Genomic DNA, 17634 nt, shown 5'->3' with positions numbered 1-17634 from the left:
CCCGGCCCGGCAGCTTCGTCCTCGGCTTCGGCTTCCTCCTCGACCGCGGCTTCGGCTTCTGCCCGCAGCGGAATGGGGGCTCGGGGTGCGGCGGGTGCGGGTGGGGTCGCCTAGGGTCGGCGTATGGAGCACAGTTTGCGGTTCCGGCCCGAGTGGCGGCCCGACGACGACCCGCAGCCGCCGCAGACGCAGCACGCGCCGTGGCTCGACGAGCAGCTGTTCGGCCGGCGCATGGTGTTTCTGCGCGGGATGATCGAGCCGGAGATGGCGGGCAGGGCCGCGGCGACGCTCCTCGCGCTCGACGCGCTCGGCACCGAGCAGATCACGCTGCACCTGTCGGCGGAGGAGGGGCAGCTCGCGGCGGTGTTCACGCTCGTCGACGCGCTCGACGCCGTGCACGCCCCGGTCCACGCGACCGCCGTCGGCCAGGTCGGCGGCGCCGCCATCGGGGTGTTCTGCGCCGCGGCGACCCGCACCGCGTTCGCGCACGCCAGGTTCCGCCTGTCGGAGCCGAAGGTGACCAGCCCGGGCGGCACCGCCGACCAGGTCGTCGCCGAGGCCGGGCGTTACCTGCGCGACCTGGAGGACCTGGTCCTGCGCATCGCCGCCGCGACCGGCCAGCCCCGATCCCGCATCGAGGACGACCTGTCCACCGGCCGTGTCCTGTCCGCCGAGGAGGCCGTCGGGTACGGGCTGATCTCCTCGATCACCTCCCGCTGACCCGGCCGCCGCGCGTGGCGGGTCCGCCCGGCCGGCGGTTCGCGATGGCGGTGGGGCTACTGGGGGCGGCCGAGGCCTGCCTCGCGGGCGCGGACGATGGCTTCGGAACGGTCCGCGACCTGCAGCTTGGCGAAGACGTTGGAGACGTTGTTGCGGACGGTCTTCTGGGACAGGTAGAGGGCCTGGGCGATCTGTGCGTTGGAGCGGCCCGCGGCCAGGAGCTCGAGGATCTCGCGTTCGCGGGCGGTGAGCTCGGGGAAGGCCGTCGTCGCCGTCGGGGGGCCGGCGGCGAAGAACTCGGCGATGCGGCGGGCGAGGGTGGCGCCGAAGACCGCGCCGCCGGAGGCGACGGTGTTGATGGCGCGGACGATCTCCTCCTGTTCGGCGCCTTTCACGAGGTACCCGCGGGCGCCCGCCCGGACGGCGCTGAAGACCGTGCCGTCGTCCTCGGACATGGTGAGCACGACGACGCCGACGGAGGGGGCCTCGGCGGCGAGGCGGCGGGTGGCCTCGATGCCGTTCAGGCCGGGCATCTGCACGTCCATGACGACGACGTCGGGGAGCAGGTCGACGGCGAGGGTGACGGCCTCCGCGCCGGTGGCGGCGGTGCCGACGACGTCGATGCCCTCCACCGAGCCGAGGAGCACGGCGAGGCCGTCGCGGAAGATCGGGTGGTCGTCGGCGACCAGGACCCGGACCGGTTCATCGGCCATCGGCCACCTCCTGCGGTGAAGATCCTAGCGGCAGTGTGGCGCGTACCGTCGTGCCGCCGGACGGCGGGCAGGAGATCTCGCAGTGGCCGCCGAGCTCCGAGGCGCGTTCCCGCAGCGAGATGAGCCCGACGCCGGACGGCGTGCCGGCGGAGATCCCCGCGCCGTCGTCCGTCACCGTCACGACCAGCTTGTCCGAGACGACGGAGAAGTCGGCGGAGGCCGCCGAGGCCCGCGCGTGCTTCGACACGTTGGTCAGGGCCTCCGAGGCGATCCGGTAGGCCGCGACCTCGACGGCGGCGGGCAGGCCCGCAGGCAGGTCGCCCGAGACGTGGATCGTCAGGGCCGGCGTGCGGAGGCGGTCGGCGACCTGGTCGACGGCGCCGATCAGGCCCACGTCGTCGAGGGCCGGCGGGCGCAGGTCGTGCACGAGGCGCCGTACGTCGGCGAGCGCGGTCGACACGTCCTCCCGGGCCTGCCGCAGGATGTCGTCGGCCCTGGACGGCGAGGACTTCAGCAGGTTGCGGGCGGTGTCGATGCGCAGCGCCACCCCGCCGAGCGCCGGGCCGAGCCCGTCGTGCAGGTCGCGGCGCACCCGGCGGCGCTCCTCCTCGCGGGCCCCGACCAGGCGTTCCCGGCTCAGCTGCAGCTCGGCGGCGAGGTGACTGGAGCGCGCCGCGGCCGCCGCCTGCCGGACCACGTCCGCGAGGAGCCGCTCGTCGCGCGGGGAGAGGTCGGTGCGGGGCCCGCCGGCGGGCAGGATCAGCCTGCCGACGGTTTCGCCGCGGTACGTGATGGGCAGCGTAGAACAGTCCGGGACCGGCTGCCCGTGCTCGGCGAGGAGGGTCGAGTCGCCGCCGCGGTGGACCTCGACCGCGACATAGGGGGCGTTGAACGCCTCGGCGACGCTGCGCGCGACGGCGAGCAGCTGGTCCTCGGGGCTGTCGGTGCGTTCGAGCTGCTCCGCGAGGCCGGAGACGACGCGGTACGGGTCGTGCCGCCGCCCGAGCACCACCCGCTGGACCAGCAGCCAGAGGCGGTGGCGCAGCGGACCGTACACCAGCATCACGACGAGCAGTCCGGCGAGGGCCGCACCCTGTTCGCCGAGCAGGGTCGTCGCCGCGGCGAGCAGGACCGCGTCGACGGCGACGACGAGCGTGGCCAGGGCGCCGTAGAGGACGGTCCCGCCGAGGAGCCGGTCGATGTCCACGAGACGCGGGCGCAGGATGCCGACCGCGATCGCACCGCCGGTGACGACGATCGCCACGAACAGGCCCGCCGACAGCGCCGACTGGGGCAGCAGCAGCGCGGAGAGCATGACCAGCAGGTCGACGACGCCGGCCCAGACCAGCCAGCGCATGCGGGTCTTGGCGAGGCCCTTTGCCTGCCGGTACCGGCGGAACACCACCGCGAAGGGCACCAGCAGGCTCAACGGCAGCGCCGCGTAGCCGAGGCGGAGCAGGACGACCCAGACGCTGTCGGGCAGCGGGAGGGTGAGCAGGTCGATCGACAGGTGCAGCGCCGCGGAGGGGTCGTCGCCGCCGCCCTGCGCCTCGGCGAGCCGGGTCGGGACGAACAGCAGCGTGACCGGCAGGACCGCGGTGAACCCGAGGCTGACGAACGAGGCCCAGCGCCAGCGCCCCTCCGGCGGCCGGCCGTCCGGGTAGAAGATCAGCAGCAGCGGCAGCGAGAACAGCAGCGCCGCGCCGAGCCGCTGGTAGAGCCACCAGGAGATGGTGACGCCGGGCAGCCAGGGGTCGTGGGCGGTGGCGTACGCGACCCACGACGCGAACGTGCCGTCGCTGGACCAGTGCAGGCCGGTGACGCACAGGATCCAGGCGACCGCGTTGCGGGGGACCTTGCGGGCCAGCAGCGCGCCCGGCACGGCGAGGGCCAGGCCGGCGAGGCCGGAGATCCAGCCCGCCTCGATGCCGTCGGTGGCGCGGCGCTCGGCGCTGATCGCGGCGTCCAGGACGATCGAGATGACCGTCGAGGCGAGCGCCAGCAGGACGAAGAGCCCGCCGGCGAGGGTGGGGAGCCGCGTGCGCATGCGGCCATCGTGTCAGCCCGGCAGTCCCGCGGTCCCGGGGACCGGAGTCCCGTGCCGGCCGGGACTCGGGAAGGGACGCCATCGGGGGCGCCCGGCCCTGCCGCCCGGGTCGCGGCAGGACGCAGGATTCTCGGCATACCCGGCGACCCCGCCGCCTCACATAAAGGAACCTGCCATGACGATCCGCACCGAGCCCGTCCCCGCCCGCACCGACGACCTCACCGGCCAGCAGCCCCCCGTCGCCATCACCGTGGGTGGTGTCCGCAAGCTGGGCCTGGCCCTGGCCGCCGGCACGGCGGCCTGGGCGGCCAGCATGTTCACCGTCGGCAACAACCCGACCGACTCCCTCGGCCTCACCATCACCGACGCCACCGGCGGGCTGTTCCAGCTGGGGCTGTTCGCGCTGCTCGCCATTCAGGTCCGGACCCGCGCCACGGGCCTCACGAAGGTGGCCCGCGGCATGCTCGTGGTCGAGCACGTGCTGCTGGCGATCGCCACGCTGTGGAGCGTCCTGCACGCCATCCCGGCGCTGCGCGACCAGGCGTTCCTCGTCCCGATGGACATCTTCTGGCCGCTGTCGATGCTCGGCATGGCGGTCATCGGCGTGAAGCTGGCGATCACCGGCCGGTGGAAGGGCGTCGTGCGGGTGTGGCCGGTGGTCGCGGAGAGCTGGGCCGTCGTCACCGTCCCGATCTTCGGCATCTTCGGCTCGCCGATCGCGGACTACGTCGGCGGCGCCCACCTGCTCATCGGCTACATGACGCTCGGCGTGCTGCTGATGCTGCGCCCGCAGCTGACCGGCGCCCGCTGACCCCCGCCGCGCTGAAGTCGCTGACCGTTCCCTATCCGCGGAAGCCCTCGCCCGTCACGGCGAGGGCTTCTCGCATGACGTCGATCAGTGCGGCGCCCTCGGTGTGGTCCGGGTAGGCCTGGATCGCGACCCGCAGCGACGCCATGAACGCCGCGGCCATCAGACGGGCGCGGATCGGCGCCCCGACCCCGCGGGCGACCAGCTCGGCGGTGAGGCCGTCCTCCATCGAGGTGTACGTGGTGACCTGCTGCGCCGCGAGCGCCGGGTGCCGGCGGACGAGCCGCACCTGGGCGATCCAGCGCGGGTCGCGGGCGCCGAGCACCTGGAACACCTCGATGGCGGCGGCGGTCAGCACCTGCCACGGCGCCTCGCCGGCGGGCCGGGCCCGCACCGCGTCGATGAGCAGGCACATGCGGGCGTGGTCGCCGTAGAGGAACGCCTCCTCCTTGCTGGCGAAGTAGTTGGAGAACGTCCGCCTGGACACGTCCGCCGCGTCGGCGATCGCCTCGACGGTGACCCGGTCGAGGCCGTGCTCGATCGCCAGCCTGACGGCGGCCTCGTGCAGGGCCTGCCGGGTGGCGGTCTTCTTGCGTTCCCGCAGCCCGGTGCTCACGCCCCGAATGTTACCCACTTCTCACTGAGAAAACTTGCGCACTGGGCAACTTTTTCTGATGCTTGTAGAAGGCAAGTAATTGGAGGAGGTGTCCGATGGAGCTGCGCGACGATCTGTACGAGCTGATGAAGGTCCTCCGCGTGCTCAAGCACCGGCGCCGGCACCCGGTCCTGCCCTCCGGCACGGTCGGGCTGCTGCAGGCGATCGACCGCTCGGACGGCGGCCGGCACCTGAAGGAGGTCGCCGCGCGGTGCGCGCTCGACCAGTCGACGACGAGCCGGGCGGTCAGCGCGGTCTCGCAGGCCGGCCTCGTCCGGCGCGTCCCTGACCCGCACGACGGCCGGGCCACCCTCCTCGAGCTCACGCCCGCCGGCCGGCAGACCCTCGCCGACGCGGTCGCCTGGTACGACGACCTGCTCGCCGGCGCGCTGCGCGACTGGAGCCCGGCGGACCTCGAGCACTTCAGCGGCTACCTGCGCCGCTTCACGAACGACCTGCACCTGGAGGCAACACGATGAGTCACACCAAGCCGATGTCGCATCGGCAGATTCTCGAAGCGTTGAGCGGGCTGTTGCTCGTGCTGTTCGTGGCGCTGGTGAGCTCCACCATCGTCTCCACCGCCCTGCCGAAGATCATCGGGGCGCTCAACGGCACCCAGGGCCAGTACACGTGGGTCGTCACCGCCACCCTGCTCACCGCGACCGCCTCCACCCCCATCTGGGGCAAGCTGTCCGACCTGTACAGCAAGAAGCTGCTCGTCCAGATCTCCATCGTCATCTTCGTCGTGGGCTCGATCCTGTCCGGCCTGTCGCAGAACGCCGGTGAGCTGATCGCCGCGCGCGCCTTCCAGGGCATCGGCGTGGGCGGCCTGCAGGCGCTCGTCCAGGTCGTCATCGCGGCGATGATCCCGCCGCGGGAGCGCGGACGGTACAACGGCTATCTCGGCGGCGTGATGGCCGTCGCGACCGTCGGTGGCCCCCTCCTCGGCGGCGTCATCGTGGACACGTCGTGGCTCGGCTGGCGCTGGTGCTTCTTCGTCGGCGTGCCGGTCGCCGTGATCGCGCTGTTCGTGCTGCAGAAGACCCTGCACCTGGTCACGGTCAAGCGCCCCGTCAAGATCGACTACCTGGGCGCCTCGCTCATCGCCGCGGGCGTCAGCATCCTGCTCATCTGGGTCTCGTTCGTCGACGGCTCGTTCGCGTGGCTGTCGTGGCAGACCTTCGCGATGGTCGGCGCCGGACTCGTCCTCCTTGCCGCCGCGGTACTGGTGGAAGCCCGCGCGGCGGAGCCGGTGGTGCCGCTGGACATCGTCAAGCAGCGCACCACCGCCCTGTCGATCGTCGCGAGCCTCGCCGTCGGTATGGCCATGTTCGGCGGTGCCGTCTTCCTCGGCCAGTACTTCCAGATCGGCCGCGGCTACACCCCGACCGAGGCCGGCCTGCTCACCATCCCGATGATGGCCGGCGTCCTGGCCGCCTCGATCATCGTCGGCCGGCTGATCACCCGCTCGGGCAACATCAAGCCGTACATCGTGGCCGGCACCGTCATCCTCGTGCTCGGCTTCGCCGCCCTGGCCACCATCGACCACGAGACGTCGCTCGTCTTCGTCGGCGCGGCCATGCTGCTGGTCGGCGTCGGCGTCGGCTCCTCCATGCAGAACCTCGTCCTCGCCGTGCAGAACACCGTGCCCCTGAAGGACATCGGCGCGGCGAGCTCGACGATCGCCTTCTTTCGCTCGCTCGGCGGCACCATCGGCGTCTCCGTCCTCGGCGCCGTCCTCGCCCGCCGCGTCACCGACAACATCACGCACTCCCTGGCCGCGGCGGGTGTCCCGGCCGGCTCCGGCGGCGGCACCAGCAACCTCAACCTCAACGCCCTCCCGCCCGCGATGCAGCACATCGTCCGGGCCGCTTACGGCGACGCGACCGGCCACATCTTCCTCATCTCGGCCGGCATCGCGCTCGTCGGCGTCGTGGCCGCGGCCCTGATGCGCCCGACCGCGCTGCGCAGCACCCTGGACCTGGCCGCCCCCGCCCCGTCGGCGACGGATCCGGCTTCGGAGAAGGTGACCACCCCGACGCGCTGACCCAGCAACTCAGCAACCCGGTGGATCCGTCGATCCACCGGGTTGCCGCGTCTTCCGGCCCCGGTCGTCTGGTCCCGGTCGTCCGGCCTCCGTCTTCCGGCCCCGGGCGTTCGGTCTCCGTCTACCGGTCTCCGTCTTCTGGCCTCGGGATTCGGACGGCACGCGAGTTGCCCGGCCCAGGAGCATCAGCAGTGGGCGGGAGAGCTCGTCGCGGGCGTCAGCCTTCCGGGGTCATGGGCAGCCAGGGGTCGAGCATGAGAGGGTCGGCCACGGCGGCGCGGACGGTGGTGCGTTCCTCGGTGGTGAGCGGCAGGCCCTGCAGCTGGGCGCCCCACTCCGGGACGCGGCCGGGGTCGTCCAGGGCGGCCGACAGTTCGATGAGCGAGGCCAGGGCCACCGCGCGTTCGAGGGCGGTGGCGCCGTCGGCGTGGCGGCGCAGGCCGGAGTTCAGGGCGCGGAACGCGGCCCGGTCGTCGTGCTTGAACTCGCGCAGGATCCGGGCGTTGTCGAGGACCTTGGCCAGGCCCTGCAGGTGCTTGGCGCCGCCGTACTCGAGCTCGGCCGGCTCGTCGCGCTGGATGAAGATGACCGAGTTGCCGGACGGGTCCATGACCGTGAAGCGCGACGCGCCGGAGCGGAACCTGGTGATGCGGGGCAGCCCGTTCGCGAGCACCTTGCCGTACGAGCGGCGCATCGCCTCCGTGAACGCGGCATGGTACGGCGCGACCAGGTCGACCATCACCAGACAGCCGCCGATGTCCTCCCGCGCCGCGTCGATGCCGGCCGGTGGCTGCTTGTAGTGCAACCCCACCCCGCGCCACTGGAAGGCCAGGTACAGGTAGGGCCGGCGCTGCTCGTACGTGACCGCGAACCCCAGGGAACGCCAGAACACCACGGTCTCCTCGGGGGCCACACACGGCAGCAACGGCACGGCGGTCTCGTTCGGCTGCACCAGTTCCTCCAGCATGGTCCGGCAGTGTGCCAGAACCGGAACGAACCCGCACATGCAACAAATAATTGGAGGAATGCAAGAAATCGATCGCGGCACGTCGAGCCCAGAAACGGGCCGATCCGGGGATGTGCGGGTGGCACGTTTCCGGGATTTTGGGTCTGGCGGACGCCCGTACCGTTAGGTCCAACAGCGCAACACCGAGAAAACGCATCCGAGAGGACCACCCCCATGAGCGAGTACGGCGAGATCGAGACCAGCGAGGGCCACGGCAGCCTCGCGGAGGCGCACGAGGCCAGCGGCAGCGAGCAGGACTACAACTCGCAGTACGGCATCCTCGAGACCGAGCACCAGAGCATCGAGCACACCGAGTACGAGAACGTCAAGCACATCGAGTACACGGACGCCGCGGGCAACCACTACGAGGTGACCGAGTACACGCACTACGAGCACACCGAGATCGAGCAGGAGCACACCTTCGCCGCGTACGGCCAGGAGGGCTCCGCCGGCTTCGGTGCGGCCGAGATCGAGGGTGCCGAGGCTTCGGACGCGCACGTCATGTCGCTCACGGAGCGCTTCGAGAGCTTCCTCGGGAACGTCATGGACGGCCCGAACTACGAGATCTCCGACAGCAGCGCCTGACCACCCGCCGGGTGCGTCTCGACTGCGCTAGGAACGCCGGTCGGCCTTCGGGCCGGCCGGCGTTCCGCGGTTCGGGGGGAGCCGGACGTCAGGAGTAGGTGGCGATGGCCGGCAGCATCTCCGCCATCCGGTCCCACGCCACCGGCGCCGGCACCCGGACGAACACGAACTCGACCACCACGCCGTCGGACGCCCACGCGCACCAGGCCTCGGGCGTGGGGAGCCCGACGGAGTTCCGGCACAGCGCGACGCCGCCGATCGCGAGCGGGGCGCGCCGCACCATCTCCTCGGCCCACAGCGTGGTCTGCGCGCGGGCCGGGTCCTGCGCCGCGAGCCACGCGTCGACCGCCGCCTGCGGGCCGTCCCGCGTGAAGCGCGCGCCGGCCTGCCCGGTCACCAGCCGTGCCCGGACTCCGGCACCACCACAGCGACCGACCCCCCGCGTCACCACCCTTGGACCCGCGCAGGATACGGGATCAGGGGCACTTCCGGCGGATGCGGCGGCGGTACGGTGGCGGACATGACGACCGTGAGGACCGTCGATTCGCGGCGCGGGCGTGCGGACCTCTGGATCCTCACGGCCGGGCTCGCCGTGTCGGTGGCCGGCGACGCCGCCGCGTTCATCGCGCTGCTGCTGCGCCTCCAGCCGCACGGCAGCGGGTGGGTCGCCGCGCTGCTCGCCGCGGAGCTGGTGCCGGTCGTGGTGCTGGCACCGGTGGTGGGCCGCGTCGTCGACCGGCTCGAGACGCGTGGCGTGCTGATCGTCGCGCTGCTCGGCCAGGCGCTGGTCGCCGTGCCGCTCGGGCTGCTGGACGGTCCGCTGCCGACGGTGCTGCTGTTCGCGGTGCTCGCGGGGCTGGCGGCGTTCGTCCGGCCGGCGACGAGCGCGCTGGTGCCGGCCATCACCGGGCCGGTCGGGCGGGAGCGCGGGTACGCCCGGCTGTCGCTGGGCTTCGGCCTCGGCTGGATCGCCGGCCCCGCCGCCGGCGGGCTGCTCACCGGCTGGCTCGGCGTGCGGGCCGCGGTGCTCGCCGACGCGGCCACGTTCGCGGTGCTCGCCGGCGCGTGCGCGCTGCTCACCGTCCGCCGCCGCCCGGACCCGTCGGCCGCGGCCGGTGACCGGTCCGGTGGCCTGCGGCTGCTGCTCGCCGACCGGGTCCTGGCCGTCGCGGTGGTCGGCGTCGCGGTCAGCATCGGCGCCGCCGTCGTCGACAACGTCGCGGCGCCGTTCCGGTTCGTCGACCAGCTCGGCGCCTCCTCCGCGCAGTACGGCATGTACCTCACCGTCTGGGGCGCCGGCGCCCTCGTGGGCTCGCAGCTGCTGCCGCTGCTGCGCCTCAGCCACCGGGTCGCGGTCGCCGTCGCCTGTCTCGCCATGGGCGCCGGCATCGCGGGCATCGGCGTCGCCCCCGGCCTGCTGGTCGCCTACGCCGCCGCGGCCGCCGGCGGCGTCGGCAACGGCATCCTCAACGTCGCCCAGAACGCCCTGATCACCGCCCGTACGCCGGCCGAGCGCCACGGCCGTCTCTTCGCCACCGTCGGCGCCGTCAACCAGACCGCGATCGGCGGCGGCACCGCGGCCGCGGCCCCGCTGGTCGCCTGGCTCGGCGGCGGCGGCGCCCTCGTCACCGCCGGCCTGACCGCGATGGCCGTCGCCGCCGTCGTCCTGCTCGTCACCACCGGTGTCGCCGAGCCCACCGGGTCCGACCCCGGAGTCCCCTCGACAGCGGAGGCCGTCTGAACCCTCCGCGGAGGGGTGGATCAAGGTGGGCGATACCGGTCAGCTGTGTCGGGTGGGTGACAGATCAGCGCAAGTGTTCGCCAAGTCCGCGCCAAGTGGCGACCTGCATGCTCTTCTCAGCGGCAACCGAAAGGGTCTCACCCCCCGGGACCCTCGCACGGACTAGCTCGAAGGCCTCCCTTCGATACACATATATCGCTGGACCGGTAGAGCGGCGCTCCTCCCTCGCGCCGCTCTACCAAGCATTCCGTCAAGCATTCCGGCAGCGGTTCAGCCGGTGAAGAGCAGCAGCAGGCCCGCGACGGTGTAGGCGACCATCAGCCCCAGCAGCGGCAGCTGGCCGGTCATGGCCTGGGCGCGGGGGAAGAGCTTCAGGGCCCGGTCGTGGGCGAGGACGGTGCCGACGAGGTGGCCGAGGATGATCGCGGTGATCTGGACGTTGGCGACGCCCGTCGGGGTGATCACGCCGGTCCACGGGTCAAAGTCCGGCCGGTCGAACAGGAGCGCTACGGTGCGCTGGCCCTCCAGGACGAACAGCGAGTAGTAGTGCGCCACGACGTAGCCGACGACGATCGGCACGATCGAGTGGGCCAGCTCGCCCGGCATGCGGTCCGCCGACGTGTGGCCGCGCCGGCCCGCGGTGCGGGTCGCCACGGTGTACGCGAGCGCCACCGCCCCCATGACGGCCAGCAGGCCGAGGGTGCCGGTGACGGGGGCGGGCAGCCCGTTCTCCTGGGTGAACCGCAGCCAGAAGAGCGCGCCGGACATCGCGTCGTAGAAGGTGGCGCCGAGCAGGACGACGGCGACGGCGACGAGCCCGGGTGCGGGGCGCAGGCCGGCGATGCCGTCGAGGGGGTTGCGCCAGGCGAGCGTGCCGTCGGGGCGGCGGCCGATCACGGCGAGCCGGCCGGCCAGGTCGCTGAGCACCTCGAACGCGTCGCCGCGGGTGTGCCAGTCGGGGCCGTAGACGAACGCGCCGGCGAGCATGGCCACGGCGTACACGGCCAGCCAGGTGCCGAGGACGGGCAGGGTGGCCCGGTCCGGGGCGACGAGCTCCAGCCACGCGAACGCGAAGAGCCCCGCGGCGGCGGGCCAGTAGCCGAGGCCGTCGGGCAGCGGGCGGCGGGCGGCGAAGCCCAGCGACAACGTGCGCAGCGGGTTCAGGGCCCGCCAGACGGGGCCGAGCAGGAGCGACAGCGGCACCAGTCCGACCCAGAACAGCACGTACACGATGCCGGCCGCCGGGTTGTCGGCCGTGTCGGGCAGCGTGAACGTCCACGCCAGGACGGCCAGCAGCAGGATGCCCAGGAGCCGGGGGAGGACGGCGGGCACCCGGAGGGCCGGGACGGGCCGGCCGGCGGCGGGGTCGAGCCGCGGGGTGCGCCACGCGACGCCGAGCACCAGGAACGACACGATCAGCGCGGCGGCGGCGCCGGCCAGCAGCTGGCCCAGCGTGAGCGGCAGGTCCTGGCGGCCGCCGACACCGTGGGCCAGGACCGGCGCGAGGTCCGTGCTCAACGGACCACGAGCTGGAAGAGCACCAGATGCGACGCGTGCGTCTCCACCTCGAACAGCCCGGTCCGGTCGACCCGCAGCTCGAGCGACGCGGGCGCCCCGGCCGGCAACGCCAGGCTCTTGTCGTAGCCGTGGACGTGCAGCTCGTCGGCGACGTCGGAGGTGACGGTGATCCGCACCAGGTTGCCCTTGGCGACCTCGACCCGGCCGGTCGGCGGCGTCACCTTCTTCTTCGCGACGGTGACGACGATCTCCTTGTCGACGGTGGCGACGGTCGCGACGGGCGACGGCGGTGCCGAGGAGGTGCCCGTGGTCGGCGACGGCGCGTCGGTGCCGGCGGCGGCCGTCGCGGTCGTGGTGGACGGCGCCGGAGCAGGTGCTTCAGGGTCGGCGGAGCACCCCGCGAGGGCCAGGACGAGCGCGGCGGCGAGGACGGTGGCACGAGCTGCAGGCACGGAGAGGCTCCCGAGGTGACGGGGGGTTTGTCAGGGCTGTGAATTTAGCGTCTTGTCGCTCATGGGGGAACCCGGCATCATGTGCCGATGCGATCGGTTGTCAGCGCGTCGAAGATCGCGGTGCTGGCGCTCGTCGCCGTGCTCGGCGTCGTCCTGCCCGCACACCCGGCCTCGGCCCACGGGCAGCTGGCCATGTCCGACCCGGTGCAGGACAGCACCGTCGACAAGCCGCGCGCCGAGGTGGCGCTGTACTTCACGGAGCAGCCGGCGTCGTTCGCCTGGTTCACGGTCACCGCGCCGTCCGGGCTGCGGGTCGAGGGCGGCTGGCGGACCGGGGAGCCGAAGCGGCTCGACAAGCCCGTCCAGGAGTACTTCATGGTCGACGGGAAGTTCGAGCCCAGGTCGTACAACACCGGCTTCCCCGCGCTCGTGCCGGTGTCGCACTGGCCGGAGCAGGGCCTCTACACGGCCGCCTACCAGACGGTCGCCTCCGACGGCGAGGCCGTGAAGGGGCAGCTGCGGTTCACCTACAGCGGTCCGGTGACGCCGGCGCCGGCGGGCTGGACCGCGCCGGCCACCGGCCCGTCCGAGGCGCTGACCCGCGCGCTCAACAAGGAGGGCGCCCCACCGACGGCCGCGCCGACACAGGGACCGACGCAGGGCCCGCAGCAGGCCCAGCCGCCGGTGCCTGCGCCGGTGAAGACGCCGTTCGTGCTCACCGACTGGCTGATCCCGGCCCTGCTCATCGTGGGTGTCGGCCTCATGGTCGGGCTCGCGGCCAGGCGCGCGCCGGTGCAGCCGGAGAAGAAACGCCGCAAGGCCGCCCTCCGGTGAGGAGGACGGCCGCGACGGGACCCGGTCAGCCGGAGGTGCCGCAGGTCGCCTGGATCTGCGCGGTGAGCCGCCCGGCGAACGCGGGGTCGGCGATGACCCGCTGCTGGTACTGCTCGACCTGCGCGTCGGCGAGCCCGGTGTAGAGGGGCTTGCTAGCGTACGCCTCGGCCATCGCCGCCGGGTCGGTGTAGACCCGCGACTGGACCGAGCACAGGTGCGCCGCCGTCGTGTCCAGGAAGATCGCCTCCATCCGTTCGGGTGCCAACGGCGCACTGGCGGACGGTCCGGCCGACGGTGCGGTGATCTTCGCCGGGGTCTTCGCGCCCTCGTCGCCGCAGCCGGCCAGGCCGGCGGTGACCGCGAGGGTGGCGATGGTGAGCAGCGCTCTCGAGCGGATCATGGCAGGTCCCTCCGTCAGACGACGACCAGCGTGAGGTCGTTGGTGTCGGTGATGCCGGCGTACGTCTGCTTGACCGTCAGCTTGTAGGTGCCCACGGCCACGTTCGTGGCGTCGAACTTCACGGCGGCGAAGTCGTCGGTGCCGACGGGCAGCGCCGCGGCCTGGTTGGGCTGGGTGTACGCGCGCTCCTGCGGGTAGCTCACGACCAGGCCAGCCGGGCCGCCGGAGACGGTGACGCGCAGGTCGTCGACGCCGCCCTTGCGCGCCTGGAACACCAGCTGCGTCCAGACCGGGGTCTTCTTCGGCACGGTCACCGACGAGGTCTTCTGGGTGACGGCGTCCCCGGTGACCGACACGACCGGCAGCGTCGCGACCTGCGAGCCGGTGCGCTTCGTGCCGGTGCAGGTGGTCGCGCCGCCGGCCTTCTCGGTGTACGAGTAGTTCAGCGTCACCGGGTTCAGCGACACGAGCTTGTTCGTGGCGACGCTGATGTTGAACGCGACGTAGTCCACGTGCCCGGCGGCGAGCGAGTCGCCCTTCGACAGCGACGAGTAGCTCTGCGTGTTCGACGGGTACGTGATGGTGAGACCCGCGCCGGAGGCGGTGACCCGCACGTCGCAGACGTCGTCGGCGGCGCCCCACAGGGTGCCCACCCAGCCCGACTGCCCCGGCAGCATCGGCGCAAGCAGCGGCACCACCAGGCCCAGGTCCGGGGTCGCGGCGCTGGCGGGCGACGCGGCGGGCAGGATGGCGGCCGCGCCGGCGGCACAGGCCAGGGCGATCGAGGCTGAACGGCGCATCGGAGAGGTCCTTCTCTGTTGATGATGGCTGCCTGATGACGCAGTCCAGATCGGCCGGGCCGGCGGCCGGTTGAGCTAGCCGGTGAGCGCTGTCCAGGTGTCGTACTGGTGCACCGCGATTCCCTCGAACGCGGCGTAGCGCTGCGCGGCCCGGTCGACGTCACTGAGCGTGGCCCGCATGGCGCTGTCCGTGCCGCCGTGGAACGTGCAGTGCGGGCAGTCACCGAGCGCCTGCGTCTCCGCGCCGAGCCGGGCCGGTTTCGCCGCCTTCCCGGCCCGCCGCAGCAGGTCGTCGGCGACGCCGAGCATCGAGTTGCCGCCGGTCGCGGTGTTGCGGTAGCTCATCACCGTGACGCCGTCGACCCGGGCGAGCACGGCGTCGGCCAGGTTCTCCCCGCCGACCTGCACCGTCGGCAGCCAGAAGGGCACGTCGAGCTCGACCGGCGGGCCGATCCGCGACAGCTCGTCCAGCAGTCGCAGCAGCTGCGGTGCGAGCGCCGCGTGCCGCTCTTCCCAGGTCGGCAACAGGTACGGCTCGACGTCGACGTGCAGCCCCCGGAACAGGCCGGACGCCGCGGCGGCCCGGGCCCAGTCGAGCGCGGTCGCGTGGTCGGTCGTCCAGGCCGGCTCGCCGCCGAGCGCGTCCAGGGTGATCCCGGCGTCGTCGCACAGCGCTCGCAGCCGGGTCAGCTCCGTCACGTCGGCGCGAGGGTCGTAGTACGCGAAGATCGTCGTCACCGAGCGTGCCTTCGCCCAGCCGACGACGGCCTCCGGCGGCTCGCGCCCCCACAGCCACATGGCCCGGGTGCCCGGCGGCGCCACGCTCGTCTCCGGCGCCAGGGGCGGCAGGCGCGGCCGTACGGACGCCACGAGCAGGCCCAGGGTCAGCACGACGCACAGGGCGGCGTGCGCGGCGCTCCTCCACATGTCATCTGTTCGGCCGGTCGTGCCCGGCCCGAAGGATTTGGGTCACGTTGACGTCACTGGGAGCGGTGGGACACGATGAACCCCGAGCGGTCATAGGGAGGAACCCAGTGCGAATCTGGGACGGTCCCGCCACTGTGACCGGGGAGTCACCCTCCAGCGCAAGGGCCACGGCCGCAAGCCGGAAGGTCGGGGGATGGCGGCGATCCGGGAGTCAGGAGACTCCAGCCGCTCGTGCTCCATGACCCAGCGGGCGCGGACCCGCTCGAGGAGGATGTGCCCGTGACGTCGCCGTATCCGTTCTCGGCCGTGGTCGGCCTGCCCGACCTGCGCCTGGCCCTGCTGCTCACCGCCGTGTCGCCCGCGATCGGCGGGGTGCTCGTCCGGGGTGAGAAGGGCACCGCCAAGTCGACCGTCGTGCGTGGCCTCGCCGCGCTCCTGCCGGAGGTCGACGTCGTCGCCGGCTGCCGCTTCGCCTGCGACCCTTCGTCTCCCGACCCGTCGTGCCCCGACGGTCCGCACACCGTGGACACGCCCGCCGCCCGGCGCCGGGCCGCGCTGGTCGAGCTGCCCGTCGGCGCCACCGAGGACCGGGTCGTCGGCACCCTCGACCTGCAGCGGGCCCTCGGCGAGGGCGTGAAGGCATACGAGCCCGGCCTGCTCGCCGCCGCGCACCGGGGCGTCCTCTACGTCGACGAGGTCAACCTGCTGCCCGACCACCTCGTCGACCTGCTCCTCGACGCCGCCGCGATGGGCCGCGCCCACGTCGAGCGCGACGGGGTCTCCGTCAAGCACGCCGCCCGCTTCCTGCTCGTCGGCACCATGAACCCGGAGGAGGGCGAGCCGCGGCCGCAGCTCGTCGACCGGTTCGGCCTGGTCGTCGGCGTCGCCGCGCCCGCCACGGTGGAGCCGCGGGCCGAGGTGGTGCGGCGGCGGCTGCAGTACGAGAACGACCCCGCCGGGTTCGCCGCCCGCTACGTCGAGCAGGACGCGGCCCTGGCCGGCAGGATCGCCGCCGCCAGGCAGTTCCTGCCCCGGGTCACGCTGCCGGACGCGCAGCTGGACCGGATCGCGCGGATCTGCATCGCGTACCGCGTGGACGGCCTGCGCGCCGACATCGTCGTGGCCCGCACGGCGGTCGCCGTCGCCGCCTGGCACGGCCGGACCGTCGTGACGAAGGACGACCTGCGGGACGCGGCCCGGCTCGCGCTGCCGCACCGGCGCCGCCGCGACCCCCTGGACCCGCCGGGCGCGGACCAGGAGCGCCTGGAGGAGATCCTCGACCAGGAGCTCAACGGCCCCGACGACGACCCCGACACCGGCGGCGGTCCTGACGGGGACCCCGACTCCGGCGGTGACCCTGACTCCGGCGGTGGTCCTGACTCCGGCGGCGGTCCTGGCGGCGGCCCCGACGGTGACGCTCCGGACGGCGGCCCTGCTGGCGGTGCCCCGCCCGCGGCAACCCCTCCCAGCTCTCCTCCCTTGCCGAGCATTCCCGATATTTCCGATTCTTCGGATTTGTCCGACGGTGCCGGTGCCGATGGTCGCGACCCTCGCGGCGGTGACTCCTCCGTCCCGCCGGATGCCGGCCCCGGCACGCAGCCGGCCGGCGAGCTCGCGTTCGCGCAGGCGCCGTACAAGACGCGGCTGTTGAAGATCGGTGGGAGGGCCAACCGGCAGCAGGGCGCCCACGCCGGCCGGCGCTCACCCGCGCACGGACGGCACGGGCGGGTCGTGCGGTCCCGGCAGCCCAGCGGCAAGCTCGTCAGCCTGCACCTGCCCGACAGCGTGCGCGCCGCGGCGCTGCGCGGGTCCCGCAGCGTCCACGCCCGCGACCTGCGCGAGGCGGTCAAGGTCGGCCGGGAGGCGAACCTCGTGCTGTTCGTCGTCGACGCGTCCGGGTCGATGGCGGCCCGGCAGCGGATGACCGTCGTGAAGACGGCCGTGCTGTCGCTGCTGCGCGACGCGTACCAGCGCCGGGACAAGGTCGGCATGATCACCTTCCGGGGCGCGGAGGCCACGACGGTCCTCGAGCCGACCGCCAGCCACGAGGTCGGCGTGCTCCGCCTGGCCGAGCTGCGCACCGGCGGCCGGACCCCCCTTGCGGCGGGACTGCGCCAGGCCGCCCGCACGCTGCACGGTGAGAAGCGCCGCGACGCCCGCCGCCGCCCGCTGCTCGTCGTCGTCACCGACGGCCGCGCGACCAGCGGCCCCGACCCGATGACCGTCGCGCCCGCGCTCGCCGGCATCCCCGCCGTCGTCGTCGACTGCGAGTCCGGCCCGGTGCGGCTCGGCCTCGCCGGACGCCTCGCGCGGGCCCTGTCCGCCGACTGCCTGCCGCTGTCGGCACTGTCCACCGCCGCGATCCACACGGGGAGCTGAAC

At 73.3% G+C, this 17634-nt stretch carries 18 protein-coding genes and 1 riboswitch; of the genes, 8 read left to right on the top strand and 10 right to left on the bottom strand.

The window, feature by feature from the left end; genetic code table 11:
• The first annotated feature begins 123 nt into the window (after positions 1-123).
• On the top strand, positions 124-720 hold the full coding sequence (locus ACFY3L_RS32610; RefSeq protein WP_389332722.1) for an ATP-dependent Clp protease proteolytic subunit: 597 nt from the start codon (positions 124-126) through the stop codon (positions 718-720).
• 56 nt (positions 721-776) lie between these two features.
• On the opposite strand, the gene ACFY3L_RS32605 is transcribed toward ACFY3L_RS32610, so the two are convergent.
• Together ACFY3L_RS32605 and ACFY3L_RS32600 are read right to left on the bottom strand one after the other, a co-directional pair.
• Positions 777-1433: a response regulator gene (locus tag ACFY3L_RS32605; protein WP_389332719.1), complete on the bottom strand. Its 657-nt coding sequence runs from the start codon at positions 1431-1433 to the stop codon at positions 777-779.
• Complete coding sequence (locus tag ACFY3L_RS32600; protein ID WP_389332716.1) at positions 1423-3480, bottom strand: sensor histidine kinase; 2058 nt, start codon at positions 3478-3480, stop codon at positions 1423-1425. The genes ACFY3L_RS32605 and ACFY3L_RS32600 overlap by 11 nt, the downstream gene beginning before the upstream one ends.
• A gap of 175 nt (positions 3481-3655) precedes the next feature.
• On the opposite strand from ACFY3L_RS32600, the gene ACFY3L_RS32595 reads away from it, so the two are divergent.
• Entirely contained in the window at positions 3656-4291 is a 636-nt protein-coding gene (locus ACFY3L_RS32595) for a hypothetical protein (protein ID WP_389332713.1), read from the top strand.
• Positions 4292-4322: 31 nt separating this feature from the next.
• On the opposite strand, the gene ACFY3L_RS32590 is transcribed toward ACFY3L_RS32595, so the two are convergent.
• Positions 4323-4904, bottom strand: a complete 582-nt coding sequence (locus tag ACFY3L_RS32590) for a TetR/AcrR family transcriptional regulator (protein ID WP_389332710.1) — start codon at positions 4902-4904, stop codon at positions 4323-4325.
• Between the two features lie 95 nt (positions 4905-4999).
• Between ACFY3L_RS32590 and ACFY3L_RS32585 the strand changes: the two genes are divergently transcribed.
• Both ACFY3L_RS32585 and ACFY3L_RS32580 read left to right on the top strand, forming a co-directional pair.
• Positions 5000-5422 (top strand): MarR family winged helix-turn-helix transcriptional regulator, encoded by a 423-nt coding sequence (locus tag ACFY3L_RS32585; protein WP_389332707.1) that lies wholly within the window; start codon positions 5000-5002, stop codon positions 5420-5422.
• Positions 5423-5436: 14 nt separating this feature from the next.
• Complete coding sequence (locus ACFY3L_RS32580) at positions 5437-6990, top strand: MDR family MFS transporter (protein ID WP_389333504.1); 1554 nt, start codon at positions 5437-5439, stop codon at positions 6988-6990.
• 217 nt (positions 6991-7207) lie between these two features.
• Here the strand turns inward: ACFY3L_RS32580 and ACFY3L_RS32575 are convergent, their stop codons facing one another.
• The gene (locus ACFY3L_RS32575) at positions 7208-7957 is read right to left on the bottom strand and encodes a glyoxalase (protein ID WP_389332704.1); all 750 of its coding nucleotides are present in this window, start codon (positions 7955-7957) and stop codon (positions 7208-7210) included.
• Between the two features lie 213 nt (positions 7958-8170).
• Between ACFY3L_RS32575 and ACFY3L_RS32570 the strand changes: the two genes are divergently transcribed.
• Positions 8171-8581: a hypothetical protein gene (locus tag ACFY3L_RS32570; protein ID WP_389332700.1), complete on the top strand. Its 411-nt coding sequence runs from the start codon at positions 8171-8173 to the stop codon at positions 8579-8581.
• Between the two features lie 88 nt (positions 8582-8669).
• Here ACFY3L_RS32570 and ACFY3L_RS32565 read toward each other — a convergent pair whose 3' ends face one another.
• The gene (locus tag ACFY3L_RS32565; RefSeq protein ID WP_389332697.1) at positions 8670-8978 is read right to left on the bottom strand and encodes a hypothetical protein; all 309 of its coding nucleotides are present in this window, start codon (positions 8976-8978) and stop codon (positions 8670-8672) included.
• A 123-nt stretch (positions 8979-9101) separates the two neighbouring features.
• On the opposite strand from ACFY3L_RS32565, the gene ACFY3L_RS32560 reads away from it, so the two are divergent.
• Positions 9102-10322 carry an MFS transporter gene (locus tag ACFY3L_RS32560; protein ID WP_389332694.1) on the top strand — a complete coding sequence of 407 codons (1221 nt, stop codon included), beginning with the start codon at positions 9102-9104 and terminating at the stop codon, positions 10320-10322.
• A 270-nt stretch (positions 10323-10592) separates the two neighbouring features.
• Here the strand turns inward: ACFY3L_RS32560 and ACFY3L_RS32555 are convergent, their stop codons facing one another.
• Positions 10593-11840 carry a hypothetical protein gene (locus ACFY3L_RS32555; RefSeq protein ID WP_389332692.1) on the bottom strand — a complete coding sequence of 416 codons (1248 nt, stop codon included), beginning with the start codon at positions 11838-11840 and terminating at the stop codon, positions 10593-10595.
• Positions 11837-12292, bottom strand: coding sequence for a hypothetical protein (locus ACFY3L_RS32550; RefSeq protein WP_389332689.1), 456 nt, complete (start codon positions 12290-12292; stop codon positions 11837-11839). The genes ACFY3L_RS32555 and ACFY3L_RS32550 overlap by 4 nt, the downstream gene beginning before the upstream one ends.
• A gap of 87 nt (positions 12293-12379) precedes the next feature.
• Between ACFY3L_RS32550 and ACFY3L_RS32545 the strand changes: the two genes are divergently transcribed.
• Positions 12380-13126: a copper resistance protein CopC gene (locus ACFY3L_RS32545; protein ID WP_389332686.1), complete on the top strand. Its 747-nt coding sequence runs from the start codon at positions 12380-12382 to the stop codon at positions 13124-13126.
• A gap of 25 nt (positions 13127-13151) precedes the next feature.
• Here the strand turns inward: ACFY3L_RS32545 and ACFY3L_RS32540 are convergent, their stop codons facing one another.
• The 3 genes from ACFY3L_RS32540 to ACFY3L_RS32530 form a co-directional block, all read right to left on the bottom strand.
• On the bottom strand, positions 13152-13526 hold the full coding sequence (locus tag ACFY3L_RS32540) for a hypothetical protein (protein WP_389332683.1): 375 nt from the start codon (positions 13524-13526) through the stop codon (positions 13152-13154).
• A gap of 14 nt (positions 13527-13540) precedes the next feature.
• The gene (locus ACFY3L_RS32535; protein ID WP_389332680.1) at positions 13541-14326 is read right to left on the bottom strand and encodes a hypothetical protein; all 786 of its coding nucleotides are present in this window, start codon (positions 14324-14326) and stop codon (positions 13541-13543) included.
• Positions 14327-14401: 75 nt separating this feature from the next.
• Entirely contained in the window at positions 14402-15253 is an 852-nt protein-coding gene (locus ACFY3L_RS32530) for a hypothetical protein (protein ID WP_389332677.1), read from the bottom strand.
• 46 nt (positions 15254-15299) lie between these two features.
• A riboswitch (cobalamin riboswitch) is annotated at positions 15300-15498 on the top strand.
• A 34-nt stretch (positions 15499-15532) separates the two neighbouring features.
• On the opposite strand from ACFY3L_RS32530, the gene ACFY3L_RS32525 reads away from it, so the two are divergent.
• Positions 15533-17632: a VWA domain-containing protein gene (locus tag ACFY3L_RS32525; protein ID WP_389332674.1), complete on the top strand. Its 2100-nt coding sequence runs from the start codon at positions 15533-15535 to the stop codon at positions 17630-17632.
• Positions 17633-17634: the final 2 nt, after the last annotated feature.

The sequence above is a fragment of the Dactylosporangium sp. NPDC000521 genome (assembly GCF_042898305.1).
GTDB lineage: Bacteria > Actinomycetota > Actinomycetes > Mycobacteriales > Micromonosporaceae > Dactylosporangium.
This window is presented reverse-complemented; position numbering and strand designations above follow the sequence as displayed.

Bases quoted from the DNA above. Each gene is read 5' to 3' on its own strand.
- ACFY3L_RS32540 (WP_389332683.1), bottom strand. From the start codon at position 13,526: ATGATCCGCTCGAGAGCGCTGCTCACCATCGCCACCCTCGCGGTCACC.
- ACFY3L_RS32600 (WP_389332716.1), bottom strand. From the start codon at position 3,480: ATGCGCACGCGGCTCCCCACCCTCGCCGGCGGGCTCTTCGTCCTGCTG.
- ACFY3L_RS32575 (WP_389332704.1), bottom strand. From the start codon at position 7,957: ATGCTGGAGGAACTGGTGCAGCCGAACGAGACCGCCGTGCCGTTGCTG.
- ACFY3L_RS32585 (WP_389332707.1), top strand. From the start codon at position 5,000: ATGGAGCTGCGCGACGATCTGTACGAGCTGATGAAGGTCCTCCGCGTG.
- ACFY3L_RS32560 (WP_389332694.1), top strand. From the start codon at position 9,102: ATGACGACCGTGAGGACCGTCGATTCGCGGCGCGGGCGTGCGGACCTC.
- ACFY3L_RS32605 (WP_389332719.1), bottom strand. From the start codon at position 1,433: ATGGCCGATGAACCGGTCCGGGTCCTGGTCGCCGACGACCACCCGATC.
- ACFY3L_RS32610 (WP_389332722.1), top strand. From the start codon at position 124: ATGGAGCACAGTTTGCGGTTCCGGCCCGAGTGGCGGCCCGACGACGAC.
- ACFY3L_RS32570 (WP_389332700.1), top strand. From the start codon at position 8,171: ATGAGCGAGTACGGCGAGATCGAGACCAGCGAGGGCCACGGCAGCCTC.
- ACFY3L_RS32580 (WP_389333504.1), top strand. From the start codon at position 5,437: ATGTCGCATCGGCAGATTCTCGAAGCGTTGAGCGGGCTGTTGCTCGTG.
- ACFY3L_RS32595 (WP_389332713.1), top strand. From the start codon at position 3,656: ATGACGATCCGCACCGAGCCCGTCCCCGCCCGCACCGACGACCTCACC.
- ACFY3L_RS32530 (WP_389332677.1), bottom strand. From the start codon at position 15,253: ATGTGGAGGAGCGCCGCGCACGCCGCCCTGTGCGTCGTGCTGACCCTG.
- ACFY3L_RS32535 (WP_389332680.1), bottom strand. From the start codon at position 14,326: ATGCGCCGTTCAGCCTCGATCGCCCTGGCCTGTGCCGCCGGCGCGGCC.
- ACFY3L_RS32545 (WP_389332686.1), top strand. From the start codon at position 12,380: ATGCGATCGGTTGTCAGCGCGTCGAAGATCGCGGTGCTGGCGCTCGTC.